Origin of the sequence: Undibacterium pigrum (genome assembly GCF_003201815.1) — a bacterium.
GTDB lineage: Bacteria > Pseudomonadota > Gammaproteobacteria > Burkholderiales > Burkholderiaceae_D > Undibacterium > Undibacterium pigrum.
This window is the reverse complement of record NZ_QJKB01000003.1, coordinates 554,220-575,540: the sequence shown is the minus strand read 5'-3', so window position 1 is coordinate 575,540 and position 21,321 is coordinate 554,220. Positions and strand designations below refer to the sequence as shown.

General features: G+C 51.0%; 17 protein-coding genes. 11 read left to right on the top strand and 6 right to left on the bottom strand.

The window, feature by feature from the left end:
• Positions 1 to 112: 112 nt before the first annotated feature.
• Positions 113 to 1,978 carry a tetratricopeptide repeat protein gene (locus tag DFR42_RS13505; RefSeq protein ID WP_245936952.1) on the bottom strand — a complete coding sequence of 622 codons (1,866 nt, stop codon included), beginning with the start codon at positions 1,976 to 1,978 and terminating at the stop codon, positions 113 to 115.
• A gap of 109 nt (positions 1,979 to 2,087) precedes the next feature.
• Here DFR42_RS13505 and mutM point away from each other — a divergent pair, with 109 nt between their 5' ends.
• The 7 genes from mutM (at position 2,088) to DFR42_RS13470 (ending at position 11,469) form a co-directional block, all read left to right on the top strand.
• Positions 2,088 to 2,909, top strand: coding sequence for a bifunctional DNA-formamidopyrimidine glycosylase/DNA-(apurinic or apyrimidinic site) lyase (mutM, locus tag DFR42_RS13500; protein ID WP_110255481.1), 822 nt, complete (start codon positions 2,088 to 2,090; stop codon positions 2,907 to 2,909).
• 102 nt (positions 2,910 to 3,011) lie between these two features.
• Complete coding sequence (locus DFR42_RS13495) at positions 3,012 to 4,949, top strand: dynamin family protein (RefSeq protein WP_211324304.1); 1,938 nt, start codon at positions 3,012 to 3,014, stop codon at positions 4,947 to 4,949.
• 4 nt (positions 4,950 to 4,953) lie between these two features.
• Positions 4,954 to 6,171, top strand: coding sequence for an A/G-specific adenine glycosylase (mutY, locus tag DFR42_RS13490; RefSeq protein WP_110255480.1), 1,218 nt, complete (start codon positions 4,954 to 4,956; stop codon positions 6,169 to 6,171).
• Between the two features lie 349 nt (positions 6,172 to 6,520).
• A complete protein-coding gene (locus DFR42_RS13485) occupies positions 6,521 to 7,996 on the top strand; it encodes an alpha/beta hydrolase (protein WP_170133518.1) in 1,476 nt (491 codons plus the stop codon).
• Entirely contained in the window at positions 7,993 to 8,823 is an 831-nt protein-coding gene (locus DFR42_RS13480; RefSeq protein ID WP_110255478.1) for an ABC transporter ATP-binding protein, read from the top strand. The genes DFR42_RS13485 and DFR42_RS13480 overlap by 4 nt, the downstream gene beginning before the upstream one ends.
• Positions 8,823 to 9,986: an ABC transporter permease gene (locus DFR42_RS13475; RefSeq protein WP_110255477.1), complete on the top strand. Its 1,164-nt coding sequence runs from the start codon at positions 8,823 to 8,825 to the stop codon at positions 9,984 to 9,986. The genes DFR42_RS13480 and DFR42_RS13475 overlap by 1 nt, the downstream gene beginning before the upstream one ends.
• 160 nt (positions 9,987 to 10,146) lie before the next feature.
• A complete protein-coding gene (locus DFR42_RS13470) occupies positions 10,147 to 11,469 on the top strand; it encodes a tetratricopeptide repeat protein (protein WP_146218846.1) in 1,323 nt (440 codons plus the stop codon).
• A gap of 125 nt (positions 11,470 to 11,594) precedes the next feature.
• On the opposite strand, the gene DFR42_RS13465 is transcribed toward DFR42_RS13470, so the two are convergent.
• Complete coding sequence (locus DFR42_RS13465) at positions 11,595 to 13,781, bottom strand: S41 family peptidase (RefSeq protein WP_110255475.1); 2,187 nt, start codon at positions 13,779 to 13,781, stop codon at positions 11,595 to 11,597.
• 129 nt (positions 13,782 to 13,910) lie between these two features.
• On the opposite strand from DFR42_RS13465, the gene DFR42_RS13460 reads away from it, so the two are divergent.
• The 4 genes from DFR42_RS13460 (at position 13,911) to DFR42_RS13450 (ending at position 16,797) form a co-directional block, all read left to right on the top strand.
• Positions 13,911 to 14,471, top strand: a complete 561-nt coding sequence (locus DFR42_RS13460) for a DNA-3-methyladenine glycosylase I (RefSeq protein WP_110255474.1) — start codon at positions 13,911 to 13,913, stop codon at positions 14,469 to 14,471.
• Between the two features lie 149 nt (positions 14,472 to 14,620).
• On the top strand, positions 14,621 to 15,079 hold the full coding sequence (locus tag DFR42_RS13455; protein ID WP_110255473.1) for a DUF4124 domain-containing protein: 459 nt from the start codon (positions 14,621 to 14,623) through the stop codon (positions 15,077 to 15,079).
• Positions 15,080 to 15,475: 396 nt separating this feature from the next.
• Complete coding sequence (locus DFR42_RS29230) at positions 15,476 to 15,754, top strand: hypothetical protein (protein WP_170133517.1); 279 nt, start codon at positions 15,476 to 15,478, stop codon at positions 15,752 to 15,754.
• Entirely contained in the window at positions 15,706 to 16,797 is a 1,092-nt protein-coding gene (locus tag DFR42_RS13450) for an acyltransferase family protein (protein WP_110255472.1), read from the top strand. The genes DFR42_RS29230 and DFR42_RS13450 overlap by 49 nt, the downstream gene beginning before the upstream one ends.
• A gap of 53 nt (positions 16,798 to 16,850) precedes the next feature.
• On the opposite strand, the gene DFR42_RS13445 is transcribed toward DFR42_RS13450, so the two are convergent.
• From DFR42_RS13445 to DFR42_RS13430, 4 genes are all read right to left on the bottom strand, one after another.
• On the bottom strand, positions 16,851 to 17,729 hold the full coding sequence (locus DFR42_RS13445; RefSeq protein ID WP_110255471.1) for a proteasome-type protease: 879 nt from the start codon (positions 17,727 to 17,729) through the stop codon (positions 16,851 to 16,853).
• 106 nt (positions 17,730 to 17,835) lie between these two features.
• A complete protein-coding gene (locus DFR42_RS13440; RefSeq protein ID WP_110255470.1) occupies positions 17,836 to 18,642 on the bottom strand; it encodes a transglutaminase family protein in 807 nt (268 codons plus the stop codon).
• Positions 18,643 to 18,654: 12 nt separating this feature from the next.
• On the bottom strand, positions 18,655 to 19,605 hold the full coding sequence (locus tag DFR42_RS13435) for an alpha-E domain-containing protein (protein ID WP_110255469.1): 951 nt from the start codon (positions 19,603 to 19,605) through the stop codon (positions 18,655 to 18,657).
• 14 nt (positions 19,606 to 19,619) lie between these two features.
• Positions 19,620 to 21,059, bottom strand: coding sequence for a circularly permuted type 2 ATP-grasp protein (locus tag DFR42_RS13430; protein ID WP_110255468.1), 1,440 nt, complete (start codon positions 21,057 to 21,059; stop codon positions 19,620 to 19,622).
• Between the last annotated feature and the right edge of the window lie 262 nt (positions 21,060 to 21,321).

The window sequence follows — 21,321 nt, the reverse complement described above, 5'->3', positions numbered from 1 at the left end:
GCTTATAAAGTGATTCGCTTAAATAAAAAGGCGGACATAGCTTGTCCGCCTGCTGTCGCTGAATGCATAAAATGCGGAATAAACTCAGGAGCTACTGAGCCCTGCTACAGCATCAGGGTTTGACTTTCAGTCTTTCCAGCGTGGATTTCAGGGTGGCATTATCCGGGTCTTTTTTCTGGGCATCGCGCCAGATTTTTTTCGCATCATCTTTCTGGCCCATGGTCCACAATACCTCGCCCAGATGCACGGCAATCTCGGCATCAGGCCGCATTTGATAGGCGCGGCGCAAGGCTTGTTCTGCTTCATCAAACTTTGATAACCTGAACTTGACCCAGCCCAGGCTATCCAGAATGAAAGGGTCATCCGGTGCCAGCTGGTTGGCTTTTTCTATCAGGGTATTAGCTTCATCAAGCTGCACATTACGGTCAGCAAAAGAGTAGCCCAGGGCATTGTAGGCATGCTGGCTGGTAGGGGCCAGTTCTATGACTTTACGCAATGAGGCTTCCATACTGGGAATATCTTTTTGTGACTCTGCCAGCATGGCAAAGTCATACAGCAGATCAGGGTTATTGGGGGCCTGCTTGATTCCCTCAGTGAGTACCGCCTTGGCCTGATCCGGCAAACCGGCATCACGCAATAATTGTGCTTCAGACTGTATCAACTGGATTTGCTCGGCTTCATTGCTGGCCTTGATTTGCTGTATGAAGGCGCGTGCTTCCAGCAATTTGCCTTCTTTGACCAGCAAGAAAGTGCGGCGTATCTGTACATTGAACCAGGCCGGGTTGCGGCCATCATAAGACTCCACTTGTGCCAGCCACTCTTGCGCAGCCTTGTAGTCCTTGCGTTCAGCGGCGATGCGTGAGAGATTGACCAGAGTCGTCGTCGGGTCGCGTTCTTCGCCGGTTTTACCTTCCAGTGTTTTCAGGTATTGCAGGAAATAAGTTTCTGCCTTTTGCGACTGATTGCGTTCCATCGCCAGCACGCCCAGCGTGTAGATGGCGCTGGCATCGTCAGGCTTGTCGCGTGCCAGGGTTTCAAACTCATGGGTTGCCTGATCCAGTTGCTTCAAGTCTATCAGTATGCTGGCATAGGCCAGGCGCACATCACGGGCACTGGGGTTCTTTACCAGGAAAGCCGATAAAGCCTTGGCCGCATCTGCCTGCGGCGAAGCCTGGGCGATGGTCAGCACTGCCAGTTGTGAATCCGGTTTTGCCTTCAAGACCGCTTGTGCTTCGGCTACCGCACGTTTGTTATCACCCTTGGTGTAGGCGCCCTGTGCCAGTGCCATATGGGCGTCGGTATTGTTTTTATATGGTTCCAGCAGGGTTTCCAGTGCGTTAAATGCGGCATTTTTATCCCGGCCGCGCGACAATAAACGCTGGGCCTGCAACATCGTCACCCCCAGTTGTTTGGGGTCGGATGATTTCAGTTTTTCTGTGTATACGCTCTGGATTTCAGCCAGGTTATTGTTCATCACCATGAAGCCCATATAGTATTGAGTGGCTTCATTGGAATTGGGGGCCAGTTCACGCCACAGCCGTACAGCCTGCAAGGCTTCACCGGATTGTTTGGCAGACAGGGCAATTTCAGCTGCGCGTCTGGCAAGACGCGGATCGCGGGTTTGCTGGGCGACCGAATACAGGGTCACATATGCGCCTTGCCAGCTGCCGCGCTGATAAGCGATTTCAGCAGTAATGATCTTGTAGAATAATTCTTCTGAAAGAGCCACTTCAGGCAATTTGTCTTCATAGGCGGGCAGGCTGGTGACCCCGTGCAGGGTTTGTTCAGCAGACAGGGCTGCCTGGGCGGCGTCGCTGACATGATGAGTGTCTTCGGCAGCTACGCTGCCTTGCTTGCCCACCGTTGCGCATCCACTGATCAGTGCCACACTCAAGAGTAGCGTGGCGGGCTGCCATAGCGAAGCAGCCCTGATAGCAGATACAATAGGCTTGAATAATAATGTAGGCAATGTTTTCAAAACGAATCCGATTTGACGTTGATAACTGATTTTACGCTGAAGCTGCACAACTGTGCGTGCGCTAGCGCTTATACACTGTGTCAAATTGTAATGGTAAAAGTTCCCTCCCATGCCAGAATTACCTGAAGTAGAAGTGACCCGTCGCGGCGTAGAGCCGCATCTGACTGGCAAGCAAGTCACCAATGTGATCATGCGCCGTGCCGGCTTGCGCTGGCCTTTCCCTGAAAATCTGCCCGCCTTGTTGAATGGGCAGCGCATCATGGCGACCGGGCGTCGGGGCAAATATCTTTTATTGCATTTCCAGCATGGCACTGTGCTCATCCACCTGGGCATGTCGGGGCATCTGCGTGTGCTGGATAAGGACGTACAGGCAGCAAAGCATGATCATATTGATATTGTCGTCGGTGATTTTGCCTTGCGCATGACAGACCCACGCCGCTTTGGTGCCGTGCTCTGGCATGATGCCGCCGATGGTGAGCTCGAAGAGCATTTGCTGATACGCCAACTGGGCGTAGAGCCACTGGAAGCCGGTTTTAGTGCAGAATTATTGTATAAATTAACCAGAAACCGTAGCGCCCCCATCAAGCAAGTCTTGCTGGCCGGGGACATCGTGGTTGGGGTTGGTAATATTTATGCATCTGAAAGCCTGTTCAGAGCAGGCATTAACCCTAAAACTCAGGTTGGACGCATCAGCCTTAAGCGCTATACTTTACTGGAAGAGGCCATACGCGCCACCCTGGCAGCAGCCATACAGCAGGGCGGCAGCACCCTCAAGGATTTCATGGGAGTGGATGGTCAAAGTGGCTATTTTCAGCAATCTTATTTTGTGTATGACCGCACGGGAGAGCCCTGCCGCGTTTGCGGCGAGCCTGTCAAACAGATAAAACAAGGACAACGTAGCAGCTTTTATTGTGCAAAATGTCAGAAATAAACCCACAAATCTGGCTGAAATGTAAGCAAAATTCGATTTACGCGTATTTTTTTAACGCTTCCATATATACTTGGAATATCAAAAAAGTTAACTGAGGGGAACATGAGCAATCTGGTTCAGAAATTCCAGGAGTACAGCGACTGGCGCAAAGGAGTGGTCAAAGCGCTGGAGCAGTACCGGTCATGGATACATGGATCGGATATGGCCGATGCCGCCAGTGATCAGCGTATTGCACGCCTGATGGAGCGTCTGGTTGACGACAAACTGTCCATCGCCTTTGTTGCTGAATTTTCACGCGGCAAGTCCGAACTCATCAATGCCATATTCTTTGCTGACTACGGTCAGCGCATCTTACCGTCATCTGCTGGCCGCACCACCATGTGCCCGACCGAGCTTTTGTACGACGACACCATACCGCCTTGCATACGCCTGCTGCCCATAGAAACCCGGGCAGAAGCGCAATCGACCAGTGAATACAAGGGCCAAAGCCATGTCTGGACGGTTTTGCCGCTGAATATCAGCTCTGGCGACGGCATGCTGGAAGCCTTCAAGCAAGTCAGCCTGACCAAGAAAGTCAGCATAGAAGTGGCCAAGCAGTATGGCCTGTTCGATGAAGAAGACCCGGATGCACCGCTGGAAATCGATGAAGATGGCCTGGTAGAGATTTCTCAATGGCGTCATGCCATTATCAATTTCCCGCATCCTTTGTTGAAAGAAGGTCTGATCATCGTCGATACCCCTGGCCTGAATGCCATCGGTACCGAGCCGGAACTGACACTGAACCTGATCCCGAATGCGCATGCCGTATTGTTCATCCTGGCTGCTGACACTGGCGTGACCAAGAGCGATATCGATGTCTGGCGCAATAATATAGGCAACGGACCTGGCCGCATGGTGGTCTTGAACAAGATAGACAGCATGTGGGATGAATTGCGCACGCCGGAAGAAATCGAAGCGCAGATTGTCCGCCAGGTGAGTACAGTTGCACATACACTGGGTTTGGAAGAAAAGCAGATTTTCCCTATCTCTGCGCAAAAAGGCCTGGTTGCCAAGATCAATAAAGATGCACCCCTGCTGGCCAAGAGCCGCCTGCCCACGCTGGAATATGCCCTGTCCAAGGAATTGATACCAGCCAAGCAAAATATCATCCGTGCCCAGCTGACTTCAGAAATCAATGAAATCATCCACGCGCAACAATCAGTTATTTCTGCCCGTAGCCGCAGCATGGTTGAGCAGATGATGGAATTGAAGAGCTTGCGTGGCAAGAATATGAACGTCATCGAACACATGATGAAGCGTATCGATGCCGAGAAAAAAGAATTCGACGCCAGCCTCTTGCGCATGCAGGGCACACGTTCGGTCTTCACCCGTTTGTCTACCGAGGTCTACACCAGCCTTGGCATGGATATCCTGCGTGAAGAAATCCGTAAATCACGTGATGCCATGGAGAAGAGCAAATTCTCTATCGGCCTGCGTGAATCGGTCAAACAATTCTTTGCCCAGGTGAAGTTGAACCTGCAGACATCGAATAGAAAGACTGATGAAATTTCGGAAATGATGACCGTCATGTACCGCAAGTTTTCGACCGAGCATGGTCTGGCCTTGTCGGCACCGATGTCATTCTCGCTCGACAAATACATCAAGGAAGTTGAAGCGATTGAAGGCGTGTACCAAAAGCAGTTCAGTACCGCTACTCTGCTGACGACACCACAAGTCGTGTTGATGCACAAGTTCTTTGATTCTGTTGCTGCCCGCGTCAAGCAAAGCTTCCTGCAAGCCAACCGCGATGTCGAAGCCTGGCAAAAAGTCGTTATGGCACCGCTGGAAGCACAGATACGTGAACACAAGGGCCAGTTGAAAAACCGCATGCAGTCGATACAGCGTATCCATGTGGCGACCGACAGCCTGGAAGACAAGATATCCTCGTTCGAGAGCTTGCAGGCAGATATCGATGCGCAGAAAAAAGCGCTGACTGATCTGGAAGATGGCTTGAAATCAGCATTGACGGCAGAGCTGGCTGCACTCAGGGTGGCTGCCTGAAGTAATGAAGTCCACAGCATCACGCAGCAAGGCTGACCCGGCGGGTCAGCCTCGGGTTGAGCCTCGGGTTAAGTCTGAATCTCAGTCTGCTATATCTCCAAACGTCGCCCCATACGTAGATCCCAGTTTTTCTGCAGCGCTCATCGCCTGGCAAAAACAGCATGGCCGCCATGGTTTACCCTGGCAAAAAAGCCGTGAAGCCTATCGCGTCTGGCTGTCTGAAATCATGTTGCAGCAGACCCAGGTGACGGCAGTCATCCCTTACTATCAGCGTTTCCTTGAGACTTTTCCTACCGTGTTTGACCTGGCTGCAGCGCCAGTTGAGCAAGTGATGGAACACTGGAGTGGCCTGGGTTATTACACCCGCGCCCGCAACCTGCATCAGTGCTCCAAACAGGTAGTGGAGAAATACCAGGGCAAGTTCCCGGCTGACCCGGCCCTGCTGCAAGAATTGCCCGGCATAGGTCGCTCAACCGCTGCTGCGATCACGGCATTTTCTTATGGCACAGTGGCAGCCATTCTGGATGGCAACGTCAAGCGTGTGTTTGCCCGTGTGTTTGGCATAGACGGTTATCCCGGCACCAAACCAGTTGAAGACAATATGTGGTTGCGCGCCCAGGCTTTATTGCCCGCGCAAGACATAGGCGCTTATACCCAGGGCCTGATGGATCTGGGTGCTACTGTTTGCACGCGCAGCAGCCCAAAATGCACGCTATGCCCCTTCCAGCCACGTTGCGTGGCTTATGCTCAGGGCAGGACGGCAGAGCTGCCTGTACGCAAACCAAAAAAAGCACAAAAAGAAAAACAGGCCATCATGCTGCTGGTGCAGGATGGTGCAAAGGTTTTGCTGGAAAGACGGCCGCCAACCGGTATCTGGGGTGGCTTGCTGTCGCTGCCAGAACTGGCAGGCATGCAGGAATATAGCGGCGAGGATGATGCCTTCTCTGTCGATGCGCAAATGGCGACTGTGCGTGCGCGTGCCAGCCGCTTTGGTGATATTGCCAGCATCCGGGTCTTGCCGGTGTTTGCCCATGTATTCACCCACTTCAAATTGCATATACTGCCCGTGCATGTGCAACTCAAAAAACGCCATCTGGAAGTCGCAGAAGGCGAGCATGGCTGGCATGCACTTGATGATGCCGCACAACTGGGTTTGCCTGCACCCATCAAGACATTGTTGACGAATCTCGGTACGCAATCGCAGCTACCATTTACTGATTGAGTATTTGCGCTTAGACTCCTGAGCTTGCTAATAGAACTCATTTCATCAATAGGGATGAGTGCGAACAAGACGATTTGGGATGCAGTGCAAGGCCTCATGTGTTTACCCTGCGCTGCTAAGGCTTGGTGCCTTAGCGAGGGAGGGTGACACACTACGCGCTGCAATCCGCCCAAATCGTCAGTTCCCGGAGGGTTTGCCTCATAACGCGCGCTGGACTGCGTTGGACTCGTTATCAATAGCACCGCTATTGACTGCCTCGTCCGCCTTGCCAGCCCACGTTATGAGGCAAACGCATCTCATCCCTATTGATGAAATGAGTTCTAAAATAATTGCACTTCAGGAGACCACTTTGAAAAAAAGATTCATGCTCAGACTCATGTCCGGGCTGGCACTATGCGGTGCGGTGGCGGGCTATGCACACGCTGCTGCAGCCACTACCACCACCAAGCCTTGCCGCTTGCCAGACTTCCCCCAGGAAGTGCAATGCGGCCAGATTCAGAGGCCGCTGAACCCGGCGCAGCCGCAAGGCAAGCAGATCGATATCCATTATGTCGTCGTGCCATCGCAAGATCGCAACAAGCTGCCGGATGCGGTTTTCCTGCTGGCTGGCGGGCCAGGGCAAAGTGCCATCAGTGTGTCGAATTGGGGTACGGCCCTGATGTCGCGTCTCAATCGCCGCCGTGACCTGGTATTTGTTGACCAGCGTGGTACAGGGCGCAGCGCACCGCTGGAATGCCCGGCGCTGGAAAAAGCCGATGAGGTCTTGTCGCCAGAACAAAAAGTCAAAATGACTGATGACTGCATGCGCCAGTTGCAAACCTTGCCTTATGGTGAGTTGCAATACTTCAGCACCAGCATCGCCATGCAAGACCTGGAAGCCGTGCGCTTGCATCAAGGCTATGGCCGCATCAATCTGGTCGGGGCTTCGTATGGCACCCGTGCCGGACTGGAATACTTGCGCCAGTATCCGCAATCAGTGCGCCGCATTGTGCTCGATGGCGTGGTGCCACCCAGCATGCGCCTGGCCAGTTCCGATGCGCAAAAGGCACTCGATGCCTTGTTCACGGATTGCGTCAAAGAACCAGCCTGCAATACCAGTTATCCTGATCTGGCAAATCGCTGGAAAAAATTGCTGGCCAGCCAGCCACAAAAAATCAGCATGCTACATCCGCGCATGGGTACGCCCATGAAGATGGACATGACACGTGACGGCTTGCTGGGTCTGGTACATAAAACCTTGTATAACCCCAATTCACTGGCTGCCCTGCCATATGCACTGACACAGGCAGAGCAGGGCAACTATGCGCCGCTGATCACCATGAGCGGTGCTACTGCCTTGCCTGGCCCAGGTGGTATTTCTTACGGCATGCATTTCTCGGTCTGGTGCGGTGAAGCCTTTGCCCAGTCTGCGACTTTGCCCGCCAATGATGATTTTGAAAAACTCATGGCAGAAATGTATACCCAGACTTGCAAAAATTGGCCGCGTGCCGAGATACCCGCCGCCTTCTTCACTATTCCTCAAAGCGCATCCCCCGCTTTGCTGCTCAGTGGTGGCCTCGACCCGGTGACACCAACCAGGCATGGTACAGAAGTCGCCAAGGCACTGGGGCCTAAGGCACTGCATGTACAAATAGAAAACACTGGCCATGGCTTGCTGGCACAAGGTTGCGTGCGCGATGTCGTACACCGTTTCCTGAACGCCAAGGAAGACAGCGAGGCCATCAAGCTTGATACCGCCTGTGTGCGCCAGATACCACGTGCACTGGCATGGCAGGCACCTGTTGCGCCCTCTGCCAATAAAACTGGCAAGGAGGCCAAGCCATGATCATCGTCAATGACTTGCATAAAGAATTTGTGCGCCAGGGTAAATCTTCAGGCAATGCCCTGGTCCAGACTGCCCGCACTCTGGGCCTGATGAAAAAAAACAGTGAGGTCGTCAAGGCAGTCAATGGCGTCAGCTTCAGTGCGCAGGATGCCTGCATCACTGGTTTGCTGGGTGCCAATGGCGCAGGCAAGACCACCTCGCTGCGCATGATTGCTGCCTTGCTGGAAGCAGACAAAGGCGAGATCACGGTGGATGGTACTGCTGTTAAGGCGGGTACTTCATCCACTCAGTCCCATATGGGCGTGCTGTCGGATGCCCGGGGCTTGTATCCACGCCTGACCGCCAGAGAAAATATTCAGTATTATGGTGTGCTGCATGGCATGGATAGTGAACATGCAGAGCAACGTACAAAGCAATTGTCGCAATGGCTGGATATGGACAAACTGCTTGACCGCCGTACCGATGGTTTCAGCCAGGGTGAGCGCATGAAAACTGCGCTGGCAAGGGCGCTCGTCCATGACCCCAGGAACATCATCCTTGATGAACCTACCAATGGCCTCGACGTAGTTGCTACCCGTGCCTTGCGAGAGTTCCTGCGCTTCCTGCGTTCGCCAGAAGGTGGTGGCAAGTGCATCATTTTCTCTACCCACATCATGCAGGAAGTTGAGCGCCTGTGCGACCAGGTTGTCATCGTTGCCGATGGCAAGGACGTGGCCCATGGCACGGTCGATGAATTGCTACAGCAATCCGGCGAAAACAATTTCGAAGATGCATTCGTCAAGCTGGCATTTTTGCATCCACAAAAATCCCTGACAGGAGTTAATTGATGAAAGCAACTTTAGCTATCTTGCGCAAGGAATTGCGCGATGCCCTGCGTGACCGCCGTACCCTGCTGGTGGCATTGATCAGTTCTTTGCTGGGCGTGCCTTTGATGTTGCTGATTTTTTCTGTGGTCCTGACACAAGTCGAATCGCAAGAAGAAAAACGCACCGTCATGGTCAAGGGCATAGAACATGCCCGCGGCCTGGAAAATTATATCCAGCGTCAGGGTTACCAGATCAAGACTGCACCTGAAGACTACGCCGCCAAATCACAAAGCAAGGAGTTGGATCAGCCTGTCCTGCTAATCCCTGACAACTTTGATGAAAAACTGGCGACCGGCGAAAAGGGCACACTGGAAATCGCCTTTGATACCTCCAACCGCCAGGCAGAATTCGGCGTACGCCCCTTGCGTCGTTTGCTGGATGGTTACTCTCAGGAAGTCGCCTCCCTGGGGCTGTCCATGCGTGGTGTCTCCATAGAGTTATTGCAACGCATAGAAGTGCGTGAACGCCATCTGAAAAAACCGGAAGAACGCAAAGCCACTATCACCACCATGCTGCCCATGATGGTCTTGATGGCCATCGTCCTCGGTGGCATGTATGCCGCCATCGATACCACGGCAGGTGAGCGTGAACGCGGCTCGCTGGAGCCACTGATGATGAACCCGGTCACAGGCTGGCAACTGACCATAGGAAAATGGGGCGCAGTCGCCATCGTTGGCATGGGCGTGGTGGTGCTGACCATCTTCAGCTTCTTTCCTTCGCAATGGCTGATCCATAATGAAACCCTGCGCGCCGAGTTCCAGTTCAACTTCAAGGATGCCATGGGATTTTTGCTGGTCTTGTTGCCTCTGGCCGCAAGCGTGGCAGCGATACAGATCGCCATTTCACTGGACTGCAAAAGCTACAAGGAAGCCCAGGTACGCAATCAGATGGTGACCATGTTCATCCCCTTTGTATCACTGGTCCCCATACTCTTTCCTGGCCGCGAACCTGCCTGGTTCCAGTGGGTGCCGGTACTGTCGCAAAACCAGATGATGAACCAGGTATTAAAAGGTGAAACCCTGAGCACCGCCTCAGTTGGCATTGCATTTTTGGTCTGCGCTTTGATGAGTCTCGCCAGCCTTGCTTATATCTCGCAAAAAATGCGCAGGGTGGTGATGCATTGAGTGCGGGTATGGGTGTTGGTATTCAGCGATGACGGCAGGCGCTCATTTTCAGTATCATGAATGAGCGCCTTCATTTGTGCCTGCATTCAATGAATAAGATATCTGGGTGTGCCTGGTAAATTTGCCATATCAGGCAAGAATCTTTTGGGATAAAAACATTGTGAACAAGACTAGCTATTATTTCTGCCTGGCTTTCTTTCTGACTGCTGCCAACCTCAATCATCAATCCTGCCTTGCAGCAGACGCAACGTCTGCTAGTAGTCCTGCGAGTGAAAGTGCTAGCGCAGAAAACCTGGCGCGCTATCGCCAACTGGCAGAAAAAGATCCCGGGCAATACTTGCCGCAACTGGCAAAGATGCTTAGCGCGCAAGGAAGGATTTATACCAGAAGCAATCGCGTCAAAGAAGCTCGCCTTCCTTATGAGGAAGCACTTAATATCTACCGTCAATTGTCAAAAGAAGCCCCCGCAAGATACATGGCAGAACTTGCCGGTGCACTCATTGATATTGGTATTCCATACGAATCTGAACAGCGGCAACAGGAGGCGCAAGCCAGTTATGAAGAAGCGCTGCTCTTGTATCGCCAACTGGCTGTTGGCGACCCTGAAACCTATCAGCCCAAAATTGCCATTGCATTGAGCAATCTAAGCAATCGATATGCGGAACAAAAGCTTTACAAGGAAGCGATTGCAGCCAGTGAAGAAGCACTCGCCATACACCGCAAGCTGGAAAAAACCAATCCCGCTCAGCATACAGCGCTGGTAGCACAGAAACTGACAGGTCTGGCCATGGTGTATAGCCAGGCCAATAAGCCTGCAGAGGCACGGGCTGCTTATGAAGAGGCGGCAGGGATGTATCGGAAATTGATGAAAGCCGACGCTGCCCGCTATTCATTTGAACTGGTAAGAACACTGCACGGTCTGGGTTTTTTACATCGCCAGCAAAACCAGCCCAAAGAAGCGCAACTCGTCTTTGAAGAGGCGATGCAGATTTTCCGTCCTCTCGCCGATAAGATGCCGGATATATACATGTATCTGGCACCAGCGATGATAGAGTTTTTGGCCTCGCAATATGACAGCCAGCAGCGTTATCAGGATGCCCGCATTGCTTATGAGGAGGTGGTCGGACTTTACCGCAAGCGTGAGCAAATCTCCCCAGGGTCATCAACTGTTGACCTTGGCAGGTCATTGATGAGTCTGGGTATATTGTATCACCGCGAAAATCGCTGGAATGAAGCACAGCAGGCCTATGAGAAGGCTGTCGCTTTCTTGCGCCGTGCGGCACAAAAAAATCCTTCCGCATTTCAGCCATCGATTGCCCATACTCTCATTAATCTGGGATTCGTCTACCGTCAGCAAAACCAGACGCAGTCAGCAAAGACGGTGCTGGAAGAAGCGATTAATATATTGTCAGGTTTGCTGACAAAGTTCCCGCAATACCAGAGCGAAATCGACAGGGCCAGGCAGGGGCTTGCTGGTTTGTAGATATTTGCTGTTTGCTTATAGCTTCATATTTTCAACGCTATGCCAGCGTTTGAGCAAGCATTAAAAAATAATGTCGTACTCAATAAAAAACGCACCCTGGGGTGCGTTTTTTGTTACTGCTGTCATCATCTGAATTCAGCATTGACCTTCAAGATTTTGTTGTTGCGCCATGGACGTGGCTCCCTGTCCTTGACCGGATCAAATGCTGCCGGTGGTGGCGCAGGGTTGAATCCTGCTGCCGGGCATGAACCGGTGTTGACATATTTCAGCGCTGCTGACAGTCGCGGTTCGCTTTGGTCACCCAACTGGTAATTCAAGCTGTCAGATACCTGGCAAGTTGGCGTGAAACCATTGGTGAAATCGCCCTGGTCCAGTGCATTCACACCGGCAAACTGGATGGCGAAGTAAGCTGTCTTGCAGTTATTCGTCTGGATGAAGCCATATGGTTTGCCGCAAGTCGTGTCGCCGATCAAAATCACTTGCATGAAAGGTTTCAGACCATTGATGATGGATTCACTGGCTGAGCAGGTATTGCTACCAGTCAGGATGAATACACGTGACAGGTTCAATTGTGGCAAGAGCCGGTTGTTGGAATCCGTATCATAGAAATACGAGATATTGTCTGCCGTCAGGTCTTTATGTTTATCGTTGAATTGCAGTTTCTCAAAGACTTTGTCGGTGACCTTGCTGCCAGCAATCATGGCTGACAATTCATTGGCAATATACAGGTAACCACCGCCGTTATAACGCAAGTCCAGCACCAGTTCGCTGACACCGGCCTGCTTGAATTCAGTCATGGTTTTGACCAGTGGAGCTTCTGCTGTACGTATATGATCAGTAAAGACCATGTAGCCTATCTTTTTGCCATTTACGTTGAGCACCTGGTTTTGCAAGACTGGCGCAGTCGTGACCGTGGTTGCGGTCATGTTCACTGAGCGGCTGCTGAAAGAGCCATTGTCCTTGATCTGGAAGCTATGGGTTTCTGCCTTGCTTGGATAGACAGCGTCATACTGTGTATCGTTCAGGAAAGAGGTGACGATCGAGTTATCAACTCCGACCAAAGTCGCACCACGCTTGATTTGTGCCAGATCAGCAGGCGAGCCTGGCTGCACATAACGCACTCGTATGCCACCGCTGTCGCGCATCAGGCTAAAACCAAAGCCAACATCGGCACCAGTCTGGAAGTAGTCATCTATGCTGCCCTGCGTATCAGTGAAGCTGAACCTGTCCTTGGATTTGACGATCAGTGCCTGGAAATAATCCCGCGAATTGGTGTAGTTTTGTTTAGGGACATTGATAATGTCGCGGTACCACAAATACACATCATCCAGATGCGCGCGCACCCAGTCCTTTTCACCCGTTGGCGTACAAATATTGGCCAGGCTGGCAGGTGTACCGTAGCCGTTATTGCTGTTGCTGGAAGTGCTCTGGTTGAGGATATTGCCGCTGACACCGATCAGGTCCAGTGCTGCTGAAGTCGAGGTGCTGGTGACTGCAGATGCTATCGCTACTGTGTTGGTGATGTTGTCATTCAGTGTCAGATAACTCAGGCCCTGTTGTACGGCGAAATAATTCGCCACATCCAGCTTGTTATTCAACAGGTTGGTGACCCAGCCCCAGGTCGCATCATTGGCATATTCACGTGCAGAAACCAGGATGGCTCTGACCATACTGCCTTTGGGAACACCGTTCTTGAGCTGGCTGGACCAATAGTCGATTTCCGCCGCATTGGGTGCAGTGCTACCGGTACGGCCCAGCACGTTTTTATAAATGATGCGGATAAAATCGTCATTGCTCATTGTGCTGGTATAACCAGTCAGTGCCGGTGACTGCAGAGCCACCAGATAAAAACTCTCGGCTATCTGTGCTTCTGTCATGCCAGCCTTGACCTGGTCTATCCAGTAAGACAGGCCGTCGGCATCAGGTACGCGGTTAAAGAATGCCACGTAGAGGTCAATCAAGTTATTCAGGCTGGTGGTGGAAAGCTGTTTGGCCTTGTCACCTATCGTCAGATTGACGCGAAAATCAGCAAATTGCAGCACCTTGATACTGGCAGAGACACTCACTGGCGCCGTGGCACCTGACATATCAACCACAGCATAAGTGGAGCCCAGGCGTGTGATGATATAGTTTTGACGCTTGTTGGCAAAACTCATGATTTCCGAGCTGGCAGGTGCAGCCTGCATTGCGGGCGCTGGCGAAACTGCTGCTTGCTTGACATCCTGATTGCTGTTGCCGCCACAGGCGGTCAGGATCAGGCTTACTGCGGATAAGGCGAACAGATTTTTACTGCTTGGCTTGAAACTCAACATGATGATTCCACTATCTGATGACGAACGACGATTCTATGATAAATAAGTAGAATGTCAATTTGAATTGAAAATTTTTGTTAAAAATCGCTTTTTTGCATATCATATCTCATTCCACATGGCTTTTTACATATGAAGACACGTTGCAGTTGGGCCAATCCCTCTAATCCACTTTACCTGCATTATCACGACCATGAATGGGGTGTGCCCTGCCATGATGAAGTACAACTGTTTGAAATGCTCAATCTGGAAGGTGCGCAAGCTGGTCTTTCATGGGAAACCATACTCAACAAGCGTGAAAACTATAGATTAGCCTTTGATGGCTGGGATGCCAAAAAAATAGCCGCTTATGATGATGCCAAAGTTGCCACTCTGCTGGCCAACGCAGGCATAGTCAGAAACCGTCTCAAGGTGGCTGCGGCCATCACCAATGCCAAAGCCTACTTGCGCCTGTGTGAAGAAAAAGGCAGTCTCGATGCCTATTTGTGGGCTTACGTCGATGGCAAGCCCATCATCAATGATGGTGAGCGTATTATCACCACAGAATTGTCTGACCGCATTTCCAAAGACTTGTTAAAGCGCGGTTTCAAGTTTGTAGGTTCGACCATCATCTACGCCTATATGCAAGCCATAGGCATGGTGAATGATCATGCAAGTGATTGCGCATGGCGCAAAACCAAGGGCAAGAAGTGAAATATGGCAATGCGGCCTCGATTAATATGAAACTACGATAAGAGGCCGGGAAAACTGCCTTGTTCATGACCATCATGTATGACTTTAGTTATTTGTTTCCTCGCCCCAGCTCTGATATTGTTCGACACCTTTAGCGAAATTCCTGAAAAATGAAGCAATCTACTCTCCAACAAAGCCTGCAGGCGGCTTGCCTGACATTGTTATTTGCCACTGCTGCCAGCCAGGCAGAAATCTATAAATGGGTTGATGCCAATGGGAAAACGCATTATTCCGAAAAAAAGGATGACGCAGGAAGAGCCAAGGTAGAGGAGGTAAAAATAAGACCCTCAGCAGATTCAGCAAATGCGGCACCAGCGCAAAGCTGGCAAGACAAGGAAATTGAATTCCGCAAGCGTCAAGTGCAAAAGCAGGAAGAGGATGACAAGGCAGCCAAGGCAAACGCAGCCAAGCCTTCGCCTAGGGTAGATTATCGCAAGGACGACGATACTACCCGCTGCAATCTCGCCAAAGACATACTGAGCGGCAAGGCAGTGCATGGAAATGGTGCCAGGACAGACGCCAATGACAGGGCTATTGCCGAACGTGATAAGAGCACGTATTGCCGTTAGACTGATCTACGCAATCTATGCCGGTAAATTGGGGTTTATTTCACGGTATTCCAGCAACTGGGATAAGTGCAAGCTCCGTTCAAATCATGTAATTACTTATTCAAAAGTGTTCTGAAAAAATCAATTGATTATTGGTTAATATTTCTGTAGTATCAAGATATTACTTAATTGCATCATCGTTTTCAGGAGATTTTTGAATCAAGTTGAAACAGTCTTCTCAGGGCAGGCTTTGCTTGAAGTTCCATGCACTTTTTGGATGAGTGCATAGACCTGCGTTGAAGTAAGCCGCGCCTGAAACATAAAACCCAACTCGTCTTGATGAATACGCTTTAGCGAATGACATGAACTGTCATCGTCAGGTATTTGCACGTCCACATCGGAGATTCGGAGAAGATCGTGCATCTCCCTGAGCAAGCGACTGCACTTTTGTTTTGCACTTATGGAATAAATTTGTTCAGCGCAGGCACGCAATTATCAAATCTTCCTGACCATCCGCAAAAGGGCATTCTGTCTTTTGCTCAGATTGCCACTTTTAAAAAATGGATAGCAGGCTACTTCCCGCATGTCGTCAAACAATATGTCTGTGTAGCACTTGCAGACATCCAGTCACTGTTGAATATTAAAATATGGCTTTATCGAAGTATGCTGTTGGTCGCGACAATAATTTCAACCTGATACGTATCATTGCCGCAATCGCAGTTTTGATTGGGCACAGTTTTTCTTTGCTTGGTTATCAGGAGCCGTTGTCAGGTTTTTTAGGGATGTCTGTTGGAACCCTGGCTGTTGACGTTTTCTTTATCAGCAGTGGTTTTTTGGTCGGCAAGAGTTTGCTGGTAAGAGCCAGCGCGATGGACTATCTCACGTCAAGATTTTTAAGAATTTTTCCCGCCTTGATTATTCTCACGGTCTTTAGTGTTTTTCTTATTGGCCCTGTGTTTACCAGCCTGGCTTACTCTTCTTATTTTACAAATCCAGAAACCTATAAATTTCTTTTTAAGGGCATGACGGTATTAGCCGGGATTTCAATGAGCTTGCCGGGCGTGTTTGAAAACCATAAGTTTACGGCGATGAATGGTTCGCTATGGACCATTATTTATGAATTGAAGATGTACTTGCTGTTGCTGATATTCTGGGCAATTTTTAAATCTATCGCAAAATTAAAAATACATGCGTCAAAAATTATCTCTCTGGAATTTTTGATTACCGTGCTGGCGCTTTCTTCTGGCGTATTGCTGGTCATGAAAAATTTTTCAGGAAAAAACGAGAGCCATTTAATCCGCTTCATTTTTATGTTTTTTACAGGCGTGTCGTTTTATATCTGGAGAGAAAAAATCCGGCTAAGGCCACGGTATTTTCTGCTTTTTGCCGGTCTGGAATTGTGCGCATTGTACGCAGGTAAAGAAATTTTCTTTGCCATCTATTGCATGACGATCGCTTACCTGCTGTTTTACCTTGCCTACGTTCCAGCAGGGTTTATCCGGAAATTTAATGTGCTGGGAGACTATTCATATGGCGCTTACATCTATGCTTTTCCCATACAGCAAATGATTATCGCTCTTGTACCTGGAGTTTCTGTCGTCGCGATGATTATCTCGTCCGTGCTGATGACTGCGCTGCTCGCCATTCTTTCCTGGCACTATGTAGAAAATCCCATACTGGCCAAGAAAGAAGAAATCATCAGCAAGTTGCAAATATTGCGATACAAATTATTTGCTTAACGCGTCAATCGCTGTGCAGGCACAGGGCAATCTTTCGTCAAACGGTAAAAATTTTACGCCTGCGTATGGTCGTCATTTCCTTGTGCCAGAGACTGCAAGGGGGATGGCGTCAGCGCCGTATTCAGCAATTCTTGCGGCACTGCCACGCGCACAGGTTTGCTGTGCATATTGGTGGCTGACAAGACATTGCCCTGCACTTCAGGGCTGGCGTTCCAGACCGGCGCGTCTATGCTTTCAAATACCGATTTCAATTGCTGGCCCCAGGTGTTGCGTATCATCTGGAAGTACTGGTTTTTTTCATCGATGGTGACGAAATGGGTGATCGCCAGTTTATTGTCCTCATATACCAGCAAGTCCAGCGGCAAGCCAACTGATACGTTGGAGCGCAGGGTAGAGTCCATCGATATCAGCGCGCACTTGGCCGCTTCATCCAGCGGTGTGGCAGGGGTAACGACACGGTCAAGTATGGGCTTGCCATACTTGGCTTCGCCTATCTGGAAATAAGTATTTTCATTGTGCGACTCAATGAAGTTACCGGCAGAATAAATCTGGAATAAACGACAACGTTCACCCTTTATCTGGCCACCAAAAATCAGGCTGACATTAAAATCGATGCCAAATTCCTGCAGCGACTTGGCATCGCGATGATGCACTGTGCGTACGGCTTCACCCAGGATGCGGGCTGCTTCGTACATATTTGGTGCGGTCCAGATGCTATTGCCGCTGGCATCGACATGGTCAGACACCAACTGGCGTATGGATTGTGAAATAGATAAGTTACCCGCCGTCATCAGCACCATGGTGCGGTCGCCAGGGTTTTCAAATACCGACATCTTGCGGAAAGTACCCACATGATCGACGCCTGCATTGGTGCGTGAATCAGAAAGAAACACCAGCCCGGCGTCCAGGCGCATGCCAACACAGTAAGTCATATAGTACGGATTCTTGATCTATCGAAACGCTAATTCTACCTGAAAGCGGGGCGCTGAAATACGCTTGTCATATTGGATTGCCTGTAGGGCAATACCGCAACCAGGCTCAACGAGGCGTCACTTGCACCGTCACACTCAAGGTTTCCAGTCCACCGCCACGGCGCACACCACGCACAGGTGCGGCAGAATCATAGTCACGGCCAATAGCCAGACGGCAATAGGCATCCGTCATCAGGGCAGCATGGGTGGCATCGATACTGACCCAGCCGCTATAGTCGTTGTCTTCTACCCAGGCATCGACCCAGGCGTGGCTATCGGCATGGCCGGTGGATTCTGGATCAATATAGCCAGAAACATAACGTGCCGGTATGCCGCGGGCATGGCAACAAGCCAGCATGATATGGGCATGGTCCTGACAGACACCGCGGCCCAGTTGCAGGGCATCGCTGGCACTGGTCGTGACGATGGTTGCACCAGACTGGTACTCCACCGCACCACGGATGTGCGTCGCCAGATTTAATAGTGCGGCCGTCGTGGTTTTGCCTTCACCTGGTAAATGGCTGGCTGCAAAGTCAACTATCGCCGGTACTGGCTCTGTCAAGCGTGTTGGTACGGTAAACACCAGGGGCGAAAAAGTATCCGGGTCGGTGATGCGTCCCTGATAAGGCGTGGTCAGCTCAACCACACCCTCGGCAATGATGGCAACCTCATGATGCTGGCCCGTGATGGTCAGGGTATGCGAGGGATTGCCATAGGCGTCGATATAGGCATGGCGCTGTCCTGCAGTCTTGATCTGCCATGAAATCGCATGCTGGTGCTGTTCTGCGCGTGGTGTCAGGCGCAATTGTTGTATGGTGTAAGTCAGCGGTGCTGAATACTTATAGATAGTCTGGTGACGTATGAAGAGTTGCATGATATGGTTTTCTCAAGCCGCCAGTGGGACCAGGAAGTCGCGGCTGACACGATTACCCAGGTCAAAAATGTTTTCCAGGAAACGCGTCAGGTTGTCATGCAAACCTTCTGCCAATATTTCTTCAATACGGGCAAATTGCAATTCTGCATGCAGCTTACCAGCAAAACGCTCAGTGTCTGCCGATACATCATTGCGTACTTCTTTCAGGTTGGCGACGACTTCATCCATGCATGCCAGCAAAGAGCGTGGCATGTCACCACGCAGCATCAGCAATTCTGCCACCCGCTCAGGGGTGATCACATCACGGTAGACCTTGCGGTAAATCTCAAAGCCGGAGACTGAGCGCAGCAAAGCCGCCCAATAGTAAAAATCCCTTTGCAGGCTGTCACTGCCGCGCCCGTTGTCCTTGGCACCATGGAACTTCACGTCCAAAATGCGTGCAGTATTGTCGGCACGTTCTATGAAGGTACCCAGGCGAATAAAGTGTACAGCCTCATCCTTGAGCATGGTACCCAGGGTCACACCACGCGACAGGTGAGAGCGATACTTGACCCATTCAAAAAACTGGCTGGGGTCGTTTTCCAGTACCGTGTCTGACAACCTGTCCTGCATGTCCAGCCAGGTAGCATTCTGGGTTTCCCATACCTCGGTCGTCAGCGTGCCGCGTACCGCACGGGCATTCTCGCGTGCTTCCTTCAGGCATGAGGCGATGGAAGAGGGGTTCATCGGGTCCCTGACCATGAAGTCCAGCACATCCTTCTTCGTCAGCAAGCCATATTGATGGTCAAAGGCAGACTGCAATTCAGAGATACCCAGCATGGCACGCCAGCCACGTTCAGCATCTTCGGCAGACTGTGGCAACATCGAAGTCTGGATATTCACATCCAGCATGCGGGCAGTATTTTCTGCGCGCTCGGTATAGCGCGCCATCCAGAACAAATGATCAGCGGTGCGGCTCAGCATATTTTTCTCCTGACTCAGTTTTCCAGTATCCAGGTATCTTTCGTCCCACCGCCTTGCGATGAGTTGACCACCAGTGAACCCTCCTGCAAGGCCACCCGCGTCAGCCCGCCCGGCACCATGGAGATGGTTTTTCCAGACAAGACAAAGGGGCGCAAATCGATATGGCGCGGAGCGATACCGTTTTCAACAAAGGTAGGGCAGGCAGACAATGCCAGGGTAGGCTGGGCAATATAACCATCAGGCTTGGCCAGCAGACGCTGGCGAAAATCTTCTATCTGCGCCTTGGTCGAAGCCGGGCCCACCAGCATGCCGTAACCGCCAGCACCATGCACTTCCTTGACGACCAGGTCCCCCAGATTCGCCAGCGTATAAGACAGGTCTTCGGGTTTGCGGCATTGGTAAGTTGGCACGTTATTTAATATCGGTTCTTCTGTCAGATAAAACTTGATCATGTCCGGCACGAAAGGATAGATCGATTTATCATCCGCAACGCCCGTGCCTATCGCATTCGCCAGTGTCACACGACCAGCGCGATACACCGACAGCAAGCCTGGTACACCCAGAGAAGAATCAGGGCGGAAAGCCAGCGGGTCAAGGAAATCATCATCAATGCGGCGGTAAATCACATCCACCCGTTTGGGGCCACGCGTGGTGCGCATGAAGACAGCATTGTCATTCACAAACAAATCCTGGCCCTCGACCAGTTCCACGCCCATTTGCTGGGCCAGGAAGGCATGCTCAAAATACGCCGAGTTATACATGCCCGGTGTCATTACCACTACAGTCGGGTTATCCACCCCCATAGGCGCGACAGAGCGCAGGTTATCCAGCAGCATGTCAGGGTAATGATCAACCGGCGCAATCTTGTTACGCGCAAACAGTTCAGGAAAAAGCCGCATCATCATCTTGCGGTCTTCCAGCATGTAAGACACGCCAGAGGGCACCCGCAAATTGTCTTCCAGTACGTAGAATTCACCCTCGCCAGCACGCACAATATCCACACCCGCAATATGGGCATAAATGTCAGAAGCGACTGAAATACCCTGCATTTCAGGTCGATATTGAGCATTTTTATAGATTTGCTCTGCCGGGATGATGCCCGCCCTGATGATATTCTGGTCGTGATAAATATCATGGATAAACATGTTCAGCGCCTGTACCCGCTGCGCCAGGCCCTTTTGCAATTGAGCCCATTCACCCGCATGGATAATGCGCGGGATGATGTCAAACGGAATCAGCCTCTCCGTACCAGCATCGTCACCATACACGGCAAAGGTAATACCCACCCGGCGAAAGCTCAGATCAGCCTCAGCCCGCTTGCGTTTCAGCCTCTCGGCAGGTTGCTGCGCCAGCCAGTCACAAAACTCTCGGTAATGTTCCCGCGTCAATTCTCCGCCCGCGCCATCCGTTGCAGCGGCATCATAGGCATGCATTTCATTGAAAAACTTGGCCATGTTCTCGTCTCGTGGTTACGGTTCCAATACAGCATATCAAGAAACGTGCCAGATAACATTGTGGCTAACCCTAACGTGGTTTTTTTGTCGCCAAGCTGTTCAAGGTAGCCGAACTGACAATAGTACAATACGCATTTTCGTCAAGGCTCAACTGAAAGCATGGGCTGTGAAATTGCCCACTTTCAAAGATGGGGTCAGGGCTTACATTCATACGTTGTCTTAGTTTGAAATTGTCGTACTGTAGGACCTGACCCCATTTTGA

Excerpts from the sequence above, each read along its gene's own strand:
- mutM (WP_110255481.1), top strand. The coding sequence starts at position 2,088 with ATGCCAGAATTACCTGAAGTAGAAGTGACCCGTCGCGGCGTAGAGCCG.
- DFR42_RS13495 (WP_211324304.1), top strand. The coding sequence starts at position 3,012 with ATGAGCAATCTGGTTCAGAAATTCCAGGAGTACAGCGACTGGCGCAAA.
- mutY (WP_110255480.1), top strand. The coding sequence starts at position 4,954 with ATGAAGTCCACAGCATCACGCAGCAAGGCTGACCCGGCGGGTCAGCCT.
- DFR42_RS13480 (WP_110255478.1), top strand. The coding sequence starts at position 7,993 with ATGATCATCGTCAATGACTTGCATAAAGAATTTGTGCGCCAGGGTAAA.
- DFR42_RS13475 (WP_110255477.1), top strand. The coding sequence starts at position 8,823 with ATGAAAGCAACTTTAGCTATCTTGCGCAAGGAATTGCGCGATGCCCTG.
- DFR42_RS13465 (WP_110255475.1), bottom strand. The coding sequence starts at position 13,781 with ATGTTGAGTTTCAAGCCAAGCAGTAAAAATCTGTTCGCCTTATCCGCA.
- DFR42_RS13460 (WP_110255474.1), top strand. The coding sequence starts at position 13,911 with ATGAAGACACGTTGCAGTTGGGCCAATCCCTCTAATCCACTTTACCTG.
- DFR42_RS13455 (WP_110255473.1), top strand. The coding sequence starts at position 14,621 with ATGAAGCAATCTACTCTCCAACAAAGCCTGCAGGCGGCTTGCCTGACA.
- DFR42_RS13450 (WP_110255472.1), top strand. The coding sequence starts at position 15,706 with ATGGCTTTATCGAAGTATGCTGTTGGTCGCGACAATAATTTCAACCTG.
- DFR42_RS13445 (WP_110255471.1), bottom strand. The coding sequence starts at position 17,729 with ATGACTTACTGTGTTGGCATGCGCCTGGACGCCGGGCTGGTGTTTCTT.
- DFR42_RS13440 (WP_110255470.1), bottom strand. The coding sequence starts at position 18,642 with ATGCAACTCTTCATACGTCACCAGACTATCTATAAGTATTCAGCACCG.
- DFR42_RS13435 (WP_110255469.1), bottom strand. The coding sequence starts at position 19,605 with ATGCTGAGCCGCACCGCTGATCATTTGTTCTGGATGGCGCGCTATACC.
- DFR42_RS13430 (WP_110255468.1), bottom strand. The coding sequence starts at position 21,059 with ATGGCCAAGTTTTTCAATGAAATGCATGCCTATGATGCCGCTGCAACG.